Consider the following 15430-nt stretch of genomic DNA (forward strand, 5'->3'; position numbering starts at 1 on the left):
TCAACCGACCGCACATCCGGCCGCTCAGCGGCCCCGACGAAGGAGAAAATCGATGGCCATGAACTTCGACCCGTTCCGCGAGCTCGACCGCGTCGCCGGTGCGTTCCTCGACACCCGACGGGGCCCCCGCCTGATGCCGATGGACCTCTACCGCGACGGCGACCACTACGTGATGGCCGCGGACCTCCCCGGTATCGACCCGGGCTCCGTCGACATCGACATCGACGGACAGCTGCTCACGATCCGCGCCGAGCGCACCCTCACCCAGGGCGAGGGCGTCGCGTGGCTCGCGAAGGAGCGCGAGTCCGGCTCGTTCCTCCGGCAGCTCAACCTCGGCCAGGGCATCGACACCGAGAACATCACCGCGAACTACGCGAACGGCGTGCTCTCCGTGACGATCCCGGTGAGCGAGAAGGCCAAGCCGCGGAAGATCGCCGTCGGCTCGGGCTCCGAGCAGTCCGACTCCGTCGACCAGGGACAGACGCTCCAGGTCAGCGAAGCGTCCTGACGACCCGACGACGAAGCCCCTCCCCGCACGTGCGGGGAGGGGCTTCGTCGTTCGTTCGGGCGTCAGGCGGAGGCCATGCGCTCCTGCAGGTTCGCGTCGAGCGTCGCGAGGAACTCCTCGGTGGTCTGGTACGGCTGCTCGGGTCCGACGAGGAGCGCGAGGTCCTTCGTCATCTTGCCCGACTCGACCGTCTTGATGACGACGTCCTCGAGGGTCGCCGCGAAGTCGATGAGCTCCTGGTTGCCGTCGAGCTTGCCGCGGTGCGCGAGGCCGCGCGTCCAGGCGTAGATCGAGGCGATCGGGTTCGTCGACGTGGGCTTGCCCGCCTGGTGCTGACGGTAGTGGCGCGTGACGGTGCCGTGGGCGGCCTCGGCCTCGACGACCTTTCCGTCGGGCGTCGACAGCACGCTCGTCATGAGACCGAGCGAGCCGAAGCCCTGGGCCACCGTGTCCGACTGCACGTCGCCGTCGTAGTTCTTCGTGGCCCAGACGTAGCCGCCCTCCCACTTGAGCGCCGACGCGACCATGTCGTCGATGAGGCGGTGCTCGTACGTGAGGCCTGCGGCGTCGAACTGCTCCTTGAACTCGGCCTCGAACACCTCCTGGAAGATGTCCTTGAAGCGACCGTCGTAGGCCTTGAGGATCGTGTTCTTCGTGGACAGGTAGACGGGGTAGTTGCGGGCGAGCCCGTAGTTGAGCGAGGCACGCGCGAAGTCGCGGATCGACTCGTCGAGGTTGTACATGCCCATCGCGACACCCGATCCGGGCGACTGGAAGACCTCGAACTGCTGCGGCTCCGAGCCGTCCTTCGGCGTGAAGGTCATCGTGAGCGTGCCCTCGCCCTCGAACCGGAAGTCCGTCGCGCGGTACTGGTCGCCGAACGCGTGGCGGCCGACGATGATCGGCTTGTTCCAGCCGGGGACGAGGCGCGGGATGTTCGAGATGATGATCGGCTCGCGGAAGATGACACCGCCGAGGATGTTGCGGATCGTGCCGTTCGGCGAGCGCCACATCTTCTTGAGGCCGAACTCCTCGACGCGCGCCTCGTCCGGCGTGATCGTGGCGCACTTCACGCCGACGCCGTGCTTCTTGATGGCCTCGGCCGCGTCAATCGTGATCTGGTCGTCGGTCTCGTCCCGCTTCTCGATGCCGAGGTCGTAGTACTCGAGGTTCACGTCGAGGTACGGGTGGATGAGGGTGTCCTTGATGGCCTGCCAGATGATGCGGGTCATCTCGTCGCCGTCGAGCTCGACGACCGTGCCTTCAACCTTGATTTTCGACAAAACAACTCCTGTAGGGAATACGGGCGGATCTCGCCGCACCAGCTTACCGCGCGGCCCAGTTGTCTCGACGTCGAGACAATCCGCCAGCGACCCGGCGCCGCCGTGTGCGGCTCATCCTTCCGCGCCGAGCGCTCCGACCGGTAGCCTGTTGACATGGCTGAGCTGAGACTCGAGGAACTGTCCGCGTCCACGATCGTCGCGGTCAACGCACTCACGCTCAAACCCGGCCAGGAGCAGTTCGTCGCCCCGGTCTCCTACGCCGTCGCCGCGGCGGTCGTCGACCCGACGACCAGTTGGCAGCGCGTCATCCTCGACGGCGACGAGGTCGTCGGGTTCATCCAGGGCAACTTCGACCCGAACGCTCCCCAGGAGGAGTTCCGCAGCATCCTCTGGCGGATCAACGTCGACGCGGACGACCAGGGCCGCGGCATCGGCACCTTCGCCGTCGAGGCGCTCCGTTCCGAGGCGGCCAAGCGGGGATTCAACCACCTCGATGTCATCTACGAGCCGGGAGAAAGCGGCCCGGAGGCCTTCTTCCTGCGGGTCGGCTTCACTCCCGTCGGGGAGACCTCGTACGGCGAGACCATCGCCGAGCTCGCCCTCTGACGAGCGTGCAGCGGGACGAGCCCTCCGCACCGGGCGAAGGCACCCCGCCGACGGGTGACGATTTCGTCGAGGAGGTGCTCGCCGTCGCCGCGGCCATTCCCGCCGGGTACGTGATGAGCTACGGCTCCATTGCCGCTGCACTCGGTTCGCGGTCCGCTCGTGGCGTCGGTCGCGTCATGGCGCATGCCGGCGGCACCGTGCCCTGGTGGCGGGTCGTACGATCCGGAGGACTCCCGCCCAGGGGCCTCGAGACGGATGCCCGCCCCCACTATGCGGCAGAGGGCACCCCGATCGTCGAGACGCCGTCCGGCTACCGGATCGACCGCTCCGCCTGGATCTGACGTCCCTCCCCCGCGGCCGTCGAGCGGAGTGAGGCGGCGCGACAGGTCGTGCTGCAGGATGAGTCGGTTCACCCCGCGGGGTGACGACGCGGGCGGGGGTGCCCGCGAGGCTGGAGTCATGGCCCCCCGCCCCGCCCGTCTCGTCGCCCTCACCGCTCTCGCCCTCGCGACAGCACCCGTCCTCGTGTCGTGCTCGGCGGTACAGTTCGCCTTCGGTTCGACGAAGAGCGCCGCTTACTCCGGCATCGACGACTTCCGTGCGGACACGACGCTCCCCGCGCCTCCCTGGGTCCCGGATGATGCGACGGCCATCCGCTACACGATCGATGTCGCGGACGGGTCCTCCATCGTCACCTTCCAGTCCCCGTCGCACTTCACGAGCGGGACGTGCGAAGCGGACGCGCAACGGTCCGTGGCGGCGGAGGCCGGGGAGATCCAGGCGCCGCTCCAGGACTCGTGGTGGCCGGAGACCCTCCCGGCTGCACTGTTCACGTGCGACACCGGCTGGACCGCCTTCGTCGACGGCGACGCGGTCTACGGCTTCCTCCCGGCCGGGTCGGAGTCCGACGGTCTCGGAGCCGCACCGCTCGACGCGACCGCCGGGCCCTGACGGCCGACTGTCGCCTCGACGACGAAGCGGGCGACGGGTGGGATCACCCGCCGCCCGCTCCATCGTCCACGGTACGAGGCCGTCAGACGAGCGAGTCCCGCCAGGCCGCGTGCATGCGCGCGAACCGGCCGGAACCACTGATGAGGTCGGCCGGAGTGCCGTCCTCGACGATCCGTCCGTGCTCCATGACGAGGACACGGTCCGCGATCGCGACGGTCGACAACCGGTGAGCGATGATCACGGCCGTCCGATCCGCGAGGAGCGTCTGGAGCGCCTCCTGGACGAGACGCTCGCTCGGGATGTCGAGCGAGGCCGTCGCCTCGTCGAGGATGAGCACGGACGGGTCGGCGAGGAACGCCCTCGCGAACGAGATCAGCTGCCGCTGTCCCGCCGAGACGCGACCTCCCCGCTTGTTGACGTCGGTGTCGTATCCCTTCGGAAGGGCCTCGATGAAGGTGTCGGCACCCACGGCTTCCGCTGCACGCTTGATCTCGTCGAGACTCGCCCCGGGCTTGCCGATGGCGATGTTGTCGGCGACCGTGCCCGAGAACAGGTAGGCCTCCTGCGTCACCATCACGATCGCGCGACGGAGGTCCTTCGGGTGGAGCTGCCGCAGATCGACGCCGTCGAGGAGCACGCGGCCATCGGTCGGGTCGTAGAAGCGCGAGATGAGCTTCGCGAGCGTCGACTTGCCCGCTCCCGTCGTCCCCACGAGAGCGACGGTCTGCCCGGCAGGGATGTCGAGCGTGAAGTTCGGCAGGACGACGCTGTCGGCGTTGTACGCGAACCGGACGTCCTCGAACGCGACGTGACCGCGCGCCTCCCACAGGTCGATGGGACTCGTGGGGTCCGGCACGCTCGGCCGCTCCTCGAGCACACCCGAGATCTTCTCGAGCGCCGCCGCCGCCGATTGGTAGGAGTTGTAGAACATCGCCATCTCCTCCATGGGGTCGAAGAAGCGACGCGTGTAGAGCACTGCGGCGAGGAGTGCACCGATCTCGATCGCCCCGTCGACCACTCGGAACCCACCGACGAGCAGCACGGCCGCGACCGTCACGTTGCCGATGAGGACGAGCCCGGGGTCGAAGAATCCGAAGAGACGGATAGCGCGCGCGTTCGCGTCGCGGTAGTCCTCGACGAGGTCGCCGTAGGTGGCCTCGTTGCGCTTCTCCTTGCGGAACGCCTTGACGGCGCGGATGCCCGTCATCGTCTCGACGAACTGCACGATGACGCGAGCCGATGTGACCCGTGTCTCGCGGAACACCGATTGCGACCGCTTCTGGAACCACCGCGTGAGGATGAACAGCGGGATGAGCGACACGAGCAGGACGAGGCCGCTCGTCCAGTCGAGCAGGAAGAGCGCGATGCCCGTGAAGCTCATGTAGAGGAACCCAGACACGAGCTGATTGATGCCCGAGTCGAGCAGTTCCTTGATCGAGTCGAGGTCGCTCGTCTGGCGCGAGATGATGCGTCCGGACGTGTAACTCTCGTGGAACTCGAGGCTCAGTCGCTGCGTCTGCAGGAACACGCGCTTCCGCAGGTCGATGAGGATCGCCTGACTGATCCGGGCGCTCAACACCGTGTACCACGCGATGAGGATCGCGCCGATGAGTCCCGTCACGAGATAGACCGCGACGATGAGCACGATCGGCATCCAGTCGGCGCGATCGACCACCGCGGGAAGCCCCGTGTCGATGCCGAAGGCGATGAGGGCGGGACCCGCGACCTGAGCGGCCGTCGAGACGACCACGACGAGCATCGTCCAGAACACCCGGACCTTGAGGGGTCCGAGGAGCGAGCCGAGCAGCCGGAGCGACCGGCGCCGGATCTGGCGGGACTCCTCCGTGGAGAAGTCGTCGCGTTCCTCGCCGCTCACTCCGAGAACGGATGACGAACTCATGAATCGACCTCCTGTCGTCCGTCGCCGTCGGCTGTCGCCGTGGCGAGCGGGTCGTCGTCGTCGAGGCTCGAGATCACGAACCTGTAGTGCTCGCTCGAGGCGAGGAGTTCGCTGTGGGTCCCGACGGCGGAGATGCGTCCGCGCTCGAGCAGCGCGACCCGGTCAGCGAGCATGACGGTCGAGGGCCGGTGTGCCACGATGAGCGCCGTCGTGCTCGCGAGCACGCGGCGGAGCGCAGCCTCGACGAGCGCTTCGGTGTCGACGTCGAGCGCCGACAGCGGGTCGTCGAGCACGAGCACGGCGGGCTTCGCCGCGACGGCTCGAGCGAGTGCGAGCCGCTGGCGCTGACCGCCTGAGAGGCTGAGGCCCTCCTCGCCGACCCGTGTCTCGACACCCTCGGGCAGCTCGCGCGCGAATCCGGCCTGAGCGATGTCGAGCGCCTCCTCGAGTGCCGCGTCGGCTTCGGGCGAGTGCAGGTCGAGGTCGTCACGCCCGAGCAGGACGTTCTCCCGGATCGTCGTCGAGAAGAGCGTCGCGTCCTCGAACGCCATCGCGATGTGACGACGCAGCTCGAGTCGCGACAGGTCACGGATGTCGACGCCGTCGATCGTGATGCGACCACCGGTCACCTCGTAGAGCCGTGTCGTGAGCGCGGTGAGCGTCGACTTGCCCGATCCCGTGATGCCGATGAGCGCCATCGTCTCACCCGGGTGCAACTCGAGCGAGACGCCGTCGAGCAGATCCGGTTGCCCGTCGGCCGTGTCCTGGAAGCGGAAGTGCACGTCGTCGAAGACGAGGCGACCCCGCGGGTCGTCGACGTGGGCCGGCGACTCCGGATCGGTGATCGTGTTCACCTCGTCCATGACCTCGAAGAAGCGGTCCGTCGCCGTCCGGGTGTCGAAGGTCATCGCGAGCAGGAACCCGATCGACTCGATCGGCCACCGCAGGATCGCCGCCGTCGCGAAGAACGCGAACAGCTGACCGACCGTGAGCTCACCCGTCGACGCGAGCCAGACGCCCGCGAAGAGGCACAGGGCGAACGCGATGTCGGGGAGCAGGAGAAGCCAGTACCAGATGCCCGCGATCGCCTTGGCCTTCTCGATCTCGGTCCCCCGAAGACTCTCGGCCTGCGAGGCGAAGCTCTCGAGAGCGTACGTGCCGCGGCCGAACGCCTTGAGCACACGGATGCCGTGCACGGACTCCTCGACGGCCGTCGCGAGATCGCCGGCCTGGTCCTGGCTCCTCCGAGCGATGCGCGAGTACTTCTTCTCGAAGACGAAGCCGTAGATCCAGATGGGAACCGCGCACACGATGAAGATCGCGCCGAGCAGCGGGCTCCACGTGAACAGCACGACACCGCCGACGACGATCGTCACGGTGTTGACCACGAACAGGACGAGACCGAACGAGAGCCACCGACGGATGAGGCTGAGATCGCTCATGGCACGCGACAGGAGCTGGCCGGACTGCCACCTGTCGTGGAAGGCGACCGGCAGGTCCTGGAGCTTGGCGTAGAAGGAATTGCGCAAGCGCGCCTCGACGTGCGTACCCGGGGTCAGGACGAACCAGCGTCGGAGCGCGATCATGACGGCCTCGAGCACACCGAGTCCGAGGACGAGGAGCACAGCGGGCCAGATGTTGGCGGAGTCGCCGGTCTCGAGCGCACTGTCGACGAGGTTCTCGAGGACGAGCGGGATCGAGAGCGCGACGAGCGCCGCGACGAGAGCGGCCACCATGCCGAGGGTGATGCTCGGGATGGCGGGTTTCGCCCACGGGTAGATCCGCCACAGCGCCGCGGCGGTACCGAGGCGTCGGGGCGGAGCGGACGGGGCGGGACGGTCAGGCATGACGACTGCTTCCTTGCGCGTGCGGACGGCGACGGGTCGAGTCGGTCGTCGACGAGAGGGGTGGAGGAGTTCGCTCGAAGCGAATGGGCCGACGCGGACGGTGCCGGGTGCCGGCCGCGTCGTCCTGTCGATGGGACGCCGGGGGTGCGCTCGCGTTATCGGGCGAGGGAGGCACTCGGGAAGGCGAGGATCCCGCCGGAGTGACCCGTCAGCATGCCCAGTCCCGTTTTCGGCGCGATGACGATGTTCATGTGACCCTCCCCTTTTCGACGACTCGTTGGCCGCGCGGGGCGACCGGAATCGCGACGCACGCAGCCTTACAGACTATTCACAGGGCTGCGCGCTGTGCAAGAGGACGCGAGAAGTCGCGACGATGAACAGCGGACGACTCAACCGAGCCGGACCGAGAGGCACGTGACGCAGCCCTCGAGCTTCTCGAACTCCGAGATGTCCACCGTGACGACGTCGTAGCCCAGTTCGCGCAGCAGCTCCGCGGTCTCGGGAGCCGCCGCCGACATGAGCAGGGTCTCGGCGTCGAGGGCCACGACCGCGACGCCCTCCTTCTCGGGCACGGGGAGGAACCGCGTGAACAAGCGCGATTCGTCCACGAGGTCGTCGTGTCCGATGACCGTGCCGTCGGGCAACGCGGTGACGGTCGACTTGAGGTGGAGGGCGCGAGTGACGGGGACCGCGACGACGTCATACCCTCGCGGCGTGAGGAACGCCCGGAACTGCGCGATGCCGTCGGCGTTCGTCCGGCTCGAGCGGCCGACGTAGACCGTGTCGCCGACGACGAGGACGTCTCCCCCGTCGAGGGTGCCGGGGTTCGTGACGCGTTCGATGTCGTAGCCGCGCGCAACCAGGACCTCCTCGACGCCGTCGGTCTCCGCGCGACGCGCTTCACTGCCGGAGCGGGCGATGATCGCGAGGCCGCCGACCACCACGACAGCGTCCTCGACGAAGACGGAGTCGGCGAGCCGCTCGGCGTACGGCACCTCCTGGGTGGTCCAGCCGTGCTCCGCGAAGGCTGCGACGTACGCGTCCCACTGGCTGTCGGCGAGGTCGGCGTCGATCTCACTGCGCTCGATGTGCGTCGTCTGACCCTCGGCGAGGTTCTTCGCGGGGAGGCGCACGAGGGCGACACGCGCCTCCGACGGCCCCGTCGTCCCCTCGGCGGCAAGGGAGCGGTAGACGAGCCGACCCACCGTCGGCACGGTCGCGATCGTCGCCACGAGGAAGCCGAAGTTGACGGTGAGGAGCGTCGACGCGATCGACGGCACGAACGTCTCGTCGATCGGCACGCCTTGCGTGAGCACCTGGACGGACGTTCCCGCGACGGGCGCGACGATGCCCGCGACGATTCCGGCGACGAGCGCGCCCCACCATCGTCCGAGCAGGCCGAAGACCCCGAACGCGAAGACGACGACGAACGAGATGAGCGACGCGCTCAGGAAGTACTGGTGGGCGGCACCGGTGATCGCGGGGTTCGAGCTGTCGGCGATCCAGAACGCCGTGAGCATGGCGAGATGGACGAGACCGGCCGATGCGAGACCGCTGAGGACGGAGGCGAGGAGGCGACGGCCCCAGGAGACGGACATGGACTCGAGCCTATCCGAGGTGCCCGACCTCCCCGTTCCGCGGGGAGGTCGGCCCATCCTCGGAATCAGTGGAAGAAGTGCCGCTCCCCCGTCACGTACATCGTCACACCCGCTGCTCGGGCCGCGGCGAAGACCTCCTCATCGCGCACCGATCCTCCCGGCTGGACGACGGCGCGCACACCGCCGTCGATGAGCACCTGGAGGCCGTCGGCGAAGGGGAAGAACGCGTCCGATGCGGCGACCGACCCGGTCGCGCGCTCGCCGGCCCTCGTCACCGCGAGGTGGCAGGAGTCGACGCGATTGACCTGCCCCATGCCGACGCCCACCGACGCACCGCCCGAGGCGAGCAGGATCGCGTTCGACTTGACGGAACGGCACGCCTTCCACGCGAACGCGAGGTCGGCGAGCGTCTCGGCGTCGGCGGCGTCACCCGATACGAGTTCCCACCCGGCCGTGAAGGACGCGGGGTCGGCGTCGGAGAAGCGGTCCGCCTGCTGCACGAGCATGCCGCCGGAGATCTGCTTCGACTCGAGGGGCTCGAGCTCGAACGACTCCGGCAGCTGCAGGATGCGGAGGTTCTTCTTCGTCCGCAGCACGTCGAGCGCAGCCTCCTCGAACGCGGGGGCGACGATGACCTCCGTGAAGATCTCCTTGACCGTCTCGGCCATCCCGAGGGTGACCGTGCGGTTTGCCGCGATGACGCCGCCGAAAGCGGAGACGGGGTCGCACTCGTGGGCCCGACGGTGGGCCGACGCGATCGCGTCCGGTGCCTTCGGATTCGCGACGGCGATCCCGCACGGGTTCGCGTGCTTGATGATCGCGACGGCGGGCTCGGCGAAATCGAACGCGGCACGGACCGCGGCGTCGGCATCGACGTAGTTGTTGTAGCTCATCTCCTTGCCGTGAAGTTGCGTCGCCTGGGCGATGCCCTGCCCGCCGGAACGCAGATAGATGGCCGCCTCCTGGTGCGAGTTCTCGCCGTACCGGAGCACGTTGCCGAGCTCGGCCTGGATCGTGAGCGAGGCCCCGAAGCCCTCGGACGTGTCGGTGAACCAGCCGGCGACCGCGGTGTCGTACGCCGCCGTGTGCGCGAAGGCGCGCGCGGCGAGCTCGCGTCGTTCCGCGAGCGTCGTCCCCTTCCGCTCCCGGATCGACGCGATGACGTCCGAGTAGGCGTCCGGCGACACGACGATCGCCACGTTCGGGTGGTTCTTCGCGGCGGCGCGCACCATGGCCGGTCCGCCGATGTCGATCTGTTCCACGATGTCGTCGCTCGGCGCTCCGCTCGCGACCGTCTCGGAGAACGGGTAGAGGTTCACGACGACGAGTTCGAACGGCTCGATCGAGAGTTCGGCGAGCTGCTCCTCGTGGGACTCGAGACGCAGGTCGGCGAGAAGCCCGGCGTGCACGCTCGGGTGGAGCGTCTTGACGCGGCCGTCGAGGGACTCCGGGAAGCCCGTGACGCTCGCGACGTCCGTGACGGCGTGACCGGCGTCACGGATGGTCGCGGCGGTCGAGCCGGTCGAGACGATCTCGACTCCCGCGTCGGCGAGCGCCTGCGCGAGGTCGAGCAGCCCCGTCTTGTCGCTCACGGAGATGAGGGCGCGCTTCACCTCGACGAAATCGCGGTCACGGTAGAGGCTCGAGTCGTGGCGGGGGCCGGCCATGCTGGTGCTCCTTGTTAGAGGGCCTCGAGGTCGAGACCGTTGGCGATGTCGAGAACGGTCTGCACGAGCAGGCGCCGTTCGACGGGCTTGATGCGTTCGTGCAGGGCGTGTTCGTCGTCCCCGGGGAGGACGGGGACGCGCTCCTGCACGATGATGGGGCCGTCGTCCACTCCGTCGGCGACGACGATGATCGACGCGCCGCTCTGTTCGGCGCCGGCGGCGATCGCGTCGCGTACGGCATGCGCGCCCGGGAACTCCGGGAGGTAGGCCGGGTGCGTGTTGATGAGGCGCGGGGAGAGATCGGCGACGACGCGGGGCGGGAGGAGCCTCATGAGCCCGCTCAGCACGACGAGATCGGGGTTCCACTCGCGGATGCGTTCGAGCAGAGCCTCGCCCCACTCGTCGCGGCTCGCGAAGTCCCGGTACGGGACGACGAAACCCGGAATGCCGAACTCCTCCGCGTGCGCCAGTCCGTCGGCATCGCGATCGGCACCCACCGCGACGACGCGGGCCGGGAAATCGGCGTCCGCTTGCGCCTCGAGAAGGGCACGGAGGTTTGACCCACCTCCGGAGATGAGGACGACGAGCGACAGCACCCCGCAATCCTAGCGGGCGTCCGGCGGACCGACCCGCCGTGTCAGCGCTCGACCGACGAGTACCGGCCTGACGCCATGCCGACGAGCGCCGCGACCCCCGTGGTGGCGAGCGTCGCGAGTGCGACCGCGAGCGGGGCGGGACCGACCTCCTGCAGACGCTCCGGTCCCATCGCCCCGGACGACGCGAGGGCCAGCAGCCCCATGAGCACGCTCGCGACGAGAGCGATGCCGACGGCCGTGAGCACGAGCGACCGGACGAGTCCGGCTGATCCGACGGCGCGGACGATTGCGGGGCGGACGGCGGCCGCCGCGAGGAACCCGACGAGCACGGGAACGATGAGTCCGAGGAAACCGAACGGCAGGTCTCCCGCCGGGATCGCTCCGAGCACGGGAATGCCCGGTACCGGGCCGAGGAGCGTCGTGGCGGGAGAGACGCTGGTGCCGACGCCGATCGCGAAACCGGGTCCCAGCAGCCAAGCGGCGCACCAGACGACGAGGTTCGGCAGGTAGGCGAGCTGGGCGATCGTGACGGCGATGCCCCCCGTGATCCCCATTCCCGAACTCTCGTAGAGGCCGATGACCGTGCCGAACGACGCGAAGAGCACGATCGCGACGGTGACGGCGGCGGCGCCGACGATGCCGGCGGCGACGATGGCTCCGCCGCGGAGCGACGCTGCCGCGATAGCGCGGCCGCGCACACCGATCCGGTCGGTCGTCCGCTCGACGTACTCCCCGACACGGCCACCGATGGGTTCGTCCCCGCGGCCGAGTCGCGCACCGATGAGTCCCACGGCGAGACCGACGAGGTAGACGAGCGGCGGAGAGCCGATACCGCCGAGCAGCGAGGGGCTCACGATCTCCTCGCGTGCCGTCACCGACAGGACGGCGGAGAGCACGACGACCGTCAGCGTCGCCGAGAGCACGCCCGTGAGCCACAGCCCCGAGTCGGCCGCGCGCCGGCCGGTCCGCGCACCCAGGAGCACCGTCACGAGTCCGATCCCGAGCGGGGCGAGCGACACGGTGAAGGGCTCCCCCGCTTCCAGGACTCCGAGCCGGGCGATCGTCAGGGGATCGAGCGCGACCGTGAGATCCGCACCGTGTCCGAGGAGCCAGACGTCGACGGCCGCGCGCCAGAAGACCGCCCAATCGATCGCGAAGCCGTACTGCACGGCCCACAGGAGGGTGAGCGGGACCAGGGCGATCGCGATACCGATCGCGACGACGATGAACGCCTCGAGGGCGGCGAGGAGCGCGACGGTCGTTCGATTCATGACTCGGCGAGCCTATCCGTCCAAGCGTCACTCTGATGGGCCGCCGCCCCGGCCTCCCGGGAAGCCGTCGGCCGGACATCGGTGAGACGACGACGCCCCCGCCCGGACCGATCCGGACGGGGGCGTCGAGGTGATGGGCTAGAGCCCGGCGATGATCTCGCGCATGAGGGAGGCCGCTTCCGACGGCGTCTTGCCGACCTTCACGCCGGCCGCCTCGAGTGCTTCCTTCTTCGCTTGTGCGGTTCCCGCCGAACCGGACACGATGGCGCCGGCGTGGCCCATCGTCTTGCCCTCGGGAGCGGTGAACCCGGCGACGTAGCCGACGACCGGCTTCGTGACGTTCGCCTTGATGAAGTCGGCGGCACGCTCCTCGGCGTCGCCGCCGATCTCGCCGATCATGACGATCGCCTTCGTCTCGGGATCGGCCTCGAAGGCCGCGAGAGCGTCGATGTGCGTTGTGCCGATGATGGGGTCGCCGCCGATGCCGATGGCCGTCGAGAAGCCGATCTCGCGCAGCTCGTACATCATCTGGTAGGTCAGGGTTCCGGACTTCGAGACGAGACCGATAGGGCCCTTACCGGCGATCGTCGCGGGCGTGATGCCGACGAGCGACTCGCCCGGAGTGATGATGCCCGGGCAGTTCGGACCGATGATGCGCGTCGTGTTGCCCTTGCTCTGCGCGTACGCCCACAGCTCCGCCGAGTCGCCGACGGGGATGCCCTCGGTGATGATCACGAGGAGCGGGATGCCGGCATCGATGGCCTCGATCGCCGCATCCTTCGCGAACGCCGGGGGCACGAACGCGATCGACACGTCGGCGCCGGTCTGCTCCATGGCCTCGACCACGGTGCCGAAGACCGGGAGTTCGACGTCGCCGTGGCTCACGGTCGTGCCGGCCTTGCGTGCGTTGACGCCGCCGACGATCTGGGTCCCGGCCTTGAGCATGAGGGCCGTGTGCTTGGTGCCTTCGCCGCCGGTGATGCCCTGGACGATGACCTTGGAGTCCTTGTTGAGGAAGATCGACATGGTGTTCTGATTCCTTTTGTGGTGGTCGTCCGGTTACGCGTTGGCCAGCTCGGCGGCCTTGTCGGCGCCTTCGTCCATGGTCGCGGCGAGGGTCACGAGGGGGTGGTTCGCCTCGCGCAGGATGCGGCGGCCCTCCTCGACGTTGTTGCCGTCGAGACGGACGACGAGAGGCTTCGTCGCGCCGTCGCCGATGATCTCGAGAGCCTTCACGATCCCGTTGGCGACCGCGTCGCACGCCGTGATGCCGCCGAAGACGTTGACGAAGACGCTCTTGACCTGCTCGTCGCCGAGGATGACGTCGAGACCGGCGGCCATGACCTCGGCCGACGCTCCGCCGCCGATGTCGAGGAAGTTCGCGGGCTTCACGCCGCCGTGCGCCTCACCGGCGTACGCGACCACGTCGAGCGTCGACATGACGAGGCCGGCGCCGTTGCCGATGATGCCGACCTGGCCGTCGAGCTTGACGTAGTTGAGGTCGTTCTCCTTGGCCTTGAGCTCGAGGGGGTCCTCGGCGGCCGTGTCCTTGAGCTCGTCGTGCTCGGGGTGGCGGAACTCCGCGTTCTCGTCGAGCGAGACCTTGCCGTCGAGCGCGATGATGTCGCCGTCCTCCGTGAGCACGAGCGGGTTGACCTCGACGAGAGTCGCGTCCTCGCCCGTGTAGACGGCGTAGAGCTTCACGAACACGTCCGCGACCTTGTCGACGAGCTCGGCCGGGAAGTTCGCCGCGAGGGCGATCTCGCGGGCCTTCGCCGCGTCGATACCGGTGATCGGGTCGACCTCGATACGCGCGAGGGCCTCTGGCTTCTCGACGGCGAGCTGCTCGATCTCCATGCCGCCCTCGACGCTCGTGAGCGAGAGGTACGAGCGGTTGGCGCGGTCGAGCAGCACGGAGAAGTAGAACTCCTGGGCGATGCGGGCACCGGCGGCGACCATGACGGTGCGCACGGTGTGACCCTTGATGTCGAGGCCGAGGATCGCCTTCGCGGCCTCTTCCGCCTCGTCGGGGTTCTTCACGACCTTGACGCCGCCGGCCTTTCCGCGGCCGCCGACCTTGACCTGCGCCTTGACGACGACGACGCCGCCGAGCTTCTCGGCCGCGGCGCGCACCTCCTCCGGCGTGGTCGCGACGATGCCCGGGAGCACCGGCACCTCGTACTTCTCGAAGAGATCTCGGGCCTGGTACTCGTAGAGGTCCACGTGATGTTCCTATCCGCGTCGATGCATTGTGGTCGTGACCGTTCGGCCCACCCCCGCAACGGGTCGCGATCCGGGGGAAAAAGCCGCCTCCCACTCTACTCCGCTCGAACGGAGGCTCCTGTCGGGACGGCCCTGGGTCGCGCTCGCGATGTCCGTACGATTGACCGGATGAGGCGCGTCGGGGTGATCAGGAACAGCGGGATCAGGGACATCGCTGCCGAAGCCGTCATCGTCGCGGCCGGCGGGCGCGCCATCCTCCTGCAGCTCGCGGATCCTGCCGTCGCGGCCGGAGTCGCCCGTCACAGCGATTTCGTGGCGGCCCCGCTCCGCCGGCTCACCGGGACGCTCGACTACGTCTACCTCGTCGTGTTCGGTACCGCGGCAGAACGCGCGGCCGCCCGCCGGCACGTCGAGCGGGCGCACACGCCCGTCCGGTCGGAGCCGGGAGAGTCGCCTGATTACGCAGCGGACGACGCACGGCTGCAGTTGTGGGTCGCGGCGACGCTGTACGACTCCGCGATGACGATGCACGACCTCGTCCTCCGCCCGCTCGACCCGGGCGCCGCCGAGCGGGTGTATCGCGAGTACGCCGTGCTCGGCACGGCCCTCGGGATGCCCGCGGAGCTGTGGCCGGCGACGACGACCGACTTCCGGTCGTGGTGGGACGAGCGCATCGCCACCCTCGTCGTGAGCGAGGAGGCGCGAGGGGTCGCGCGTGATCTGCTGCACCCCCGGCCGCCCGGGGCTCCTCTGTGGTTGCGCGCCGTGATGCCGCTCGCACGCCTCATCACGACGGGTCTGCTCGACGAGCGGATCCGGCGGCAGTTCGGCCTGCCGTGGAGCCCGTGGCGACAGCGCATTCTCGACGCCGTCCTCGGCTCGACCCGCATCGTGTGGCCGATCATCCCGGCCGGACTGCGCCACGCACCTGCGATCAGCTCCCTGCGACGTCATCGCCGACGACGCGCCTGATCACGCGG

Annotated in this window: 14 protein-coding genes; 5 read left to right on the top strand and 9 right to left on the bottom strand. The window is 69.0% G+C overall.

The window, feature by feature from the left end; genetic code table 11:
- Positions 1–52: 52 nt before the first annotated feature.
- Positions 53–508, top strand: a complete 456-nt coding sequence (locus tag ELQ90_RS11265) for an Hsp20/alpha crystallin family protein (RefSeq protein ID WP_128495380.1) — start codon at positions 53–55, stop codon at positions 506–508.
- 62 nt (positions 509–570) lie between these two features.
- On the opposite strand, the gene ELQ90_RS11270 is transcribed toward ELQ90_RS11265, so the two are convergent.
- A complete protein-coding gene (locus ELQ90_RS11270; protein ID WP_128495381.1) occupies positions 571–1791 on the bottom strand; it encodes an NADP-dependent isocitrate dehydrogenase in 1221 nt (406 codons plus the stop codon).
- Positions 1792–1944: 153 nt separating this feature from the next.
- Between ELQ90_RS11270 and ELQ90_RS11275 the strand changes: the two genes are divergently transcribed.
- The 3 genes from ELQ90_RS11275 (at position 1945) to ELQ90_RS11285 (ending at position 3348) form a co-directional block, all read left to right on the top strand.
- On the top strand, positions 1945–2397 hold the full coding sequence (locus tag ELQ90_RS11275; protein WP_128495382.1) for a GNAT family N-acetyltransferase: 453 nt from the start codon (positions 1945–1947) through the stop codon (positions 2395–2397).
- Between the two features lie 5 nt (positions 2398–2402).
- Positions 2403–2738, top strand: a complete 336-nt coding sequence (locus ELQ90_RS11280) for an MGMT family protein (protein ID WP_128495383.1) — start codon at positions 2403–2405, stop codon at positions 2736–2738.
- Between the two features lie 118 nt (positions 2739–2856).
- The gene (locus ELQ90_RS11285; RefSeq protein WP_128495384.1) at positions 2857–3348 is read left to right on the top strand and encodes a hypothetical protein; all 492 of its coding nucleotides are present in this window, start codon (positions 2857–2859) and stop codon (positions 3346–3348) included.
- Positions 3349–3430: 82 nt separating this feature from the next.
- On the opposite strand, the gene ELQ90_RS11290 is transcribed toward ELQ90_RS11285, so the two are convergent.
- The 8 genes from ELQ90_RS11290 to sucC form a co-directional block, all read right to left on the bottom strand.
- Positions 3431–5248: an ABC transporter ATP-binding protein gene (locus ELQ90_RS11290; RefSeq protein ID WP_128495385.1), complete on the bottom strand. Its 1818-nt coding sequence runs from the start codon at positions 5246–5248 to the stop codon at positions 3431–3433.
- A complete protein-coding gene (locus ELQ90_RS11295; protein ID WP_128495386.1) occupies positions 5245–7095 on the bottom strand; it encodes an ABC transporter ATP-binding protein in 1851 nt (616 codons plus the stop codon). Before ELQ90_RS11295 ends, ELQ90_RS11290 begins: the two co-directional genes overlap by 4 nt.
- A 389-nt stretch (positions 7096–7484) precedes the next feature.
- Entirely contained in the window at positions 7485–8693 is a 1209-nt protein-coding gene (ddaH, locus tag ELQ90_RS11300; RefSeq protein WP_128495387.1) for a dimethylargininase, read from the bottom strand.
- Between the two features lie 65 nt (positions 8694–8758).
- Positions 8759–10360 (bottom strand): bifunctional phosphoribosylaminoimidazolecarboxamide formyltransferase/IMP cyclohydrolase, encoded by a 1602-nt coding sequence (gene purH / locus ELQ90_RS11305; RefSeq protein ID WP_128495388.1) that lies wholly within the window; start codon positions 10358–10360, stop codon positions 8759–8761.
- 14 nt (positions 10361–10374) lie between these two features.
- On the bottom strand, positions 10375–10956 hold the full coding sequence (gene purN, locus ELQ90_RS11310; protein ID WP_128495389.1) for a phosphoribosylglycinamide formyltransferase: 582 nt from the start codon (positions 10954–10956) through the stop codon (positions 10375–10377).
- 41 nt (positions 10957–10997) lie between these two features.
- Positions 10998–12227, bottom strand: a complete 1230-nt coding sequence (locus tag ELQ90_RS11315) for a cell division protein PerM (protein WP_128495390.1) — start codon at positions 12225–12227, stop codon at positions 10998–11000.
- Between the two features lie 138 nt (positions 12228–12365).
- Positions 12366–13253, bottom strand: a complete 888-nt coding sequence (gene sucD / locus ELQ90_RS11320) for a succinate--CoA ligase subunit alpha (protein WP_128495391.1) — start codon at positions 13251–13253, stop codon at positions 12366–12368.
- A gap of 33 nt (positions 13254–13286) precedes the next feature.
- Positions 13287–14450 (bottom strand): ADP-forming succinate--CoA ligase subunit beta, encoded by a 1164-nt coding sequence (gene sucC / locus ELQ90_RS11325; RefSeq protein ID WP_128495392.1) that lies wholly within the window; start codon positions 14448–14450, stop codon positions 13287–13289.
- Between the two features lie 183 nt (positions 14451–14633).
- Here sucC and ELQ90_RS11330 point away from each other — a divergent pair, with 183 nt between their 5' ends.
- Entirely contained in the window at positions 14634–15422 is a 789-nt protein-coding gene (locus ELQ90_RS11330) for an oxygenase MpaB family protein (protein WP_243696143.1), read from the top strand.
- Positions 15423–15430: the final 8 nt, after the last annotated feature.

Origin of the sequence: Labedella phragmitis (genome assembly GCF_004078635.1) — a bacterium.
In the GTDB taxonomy this organism is placed as follows: Bacteria; Actinomycetota; Actinomycetes; order Actinomycetales; family Microbacteriaceae; genus Labedella; species Labedella phragmitis.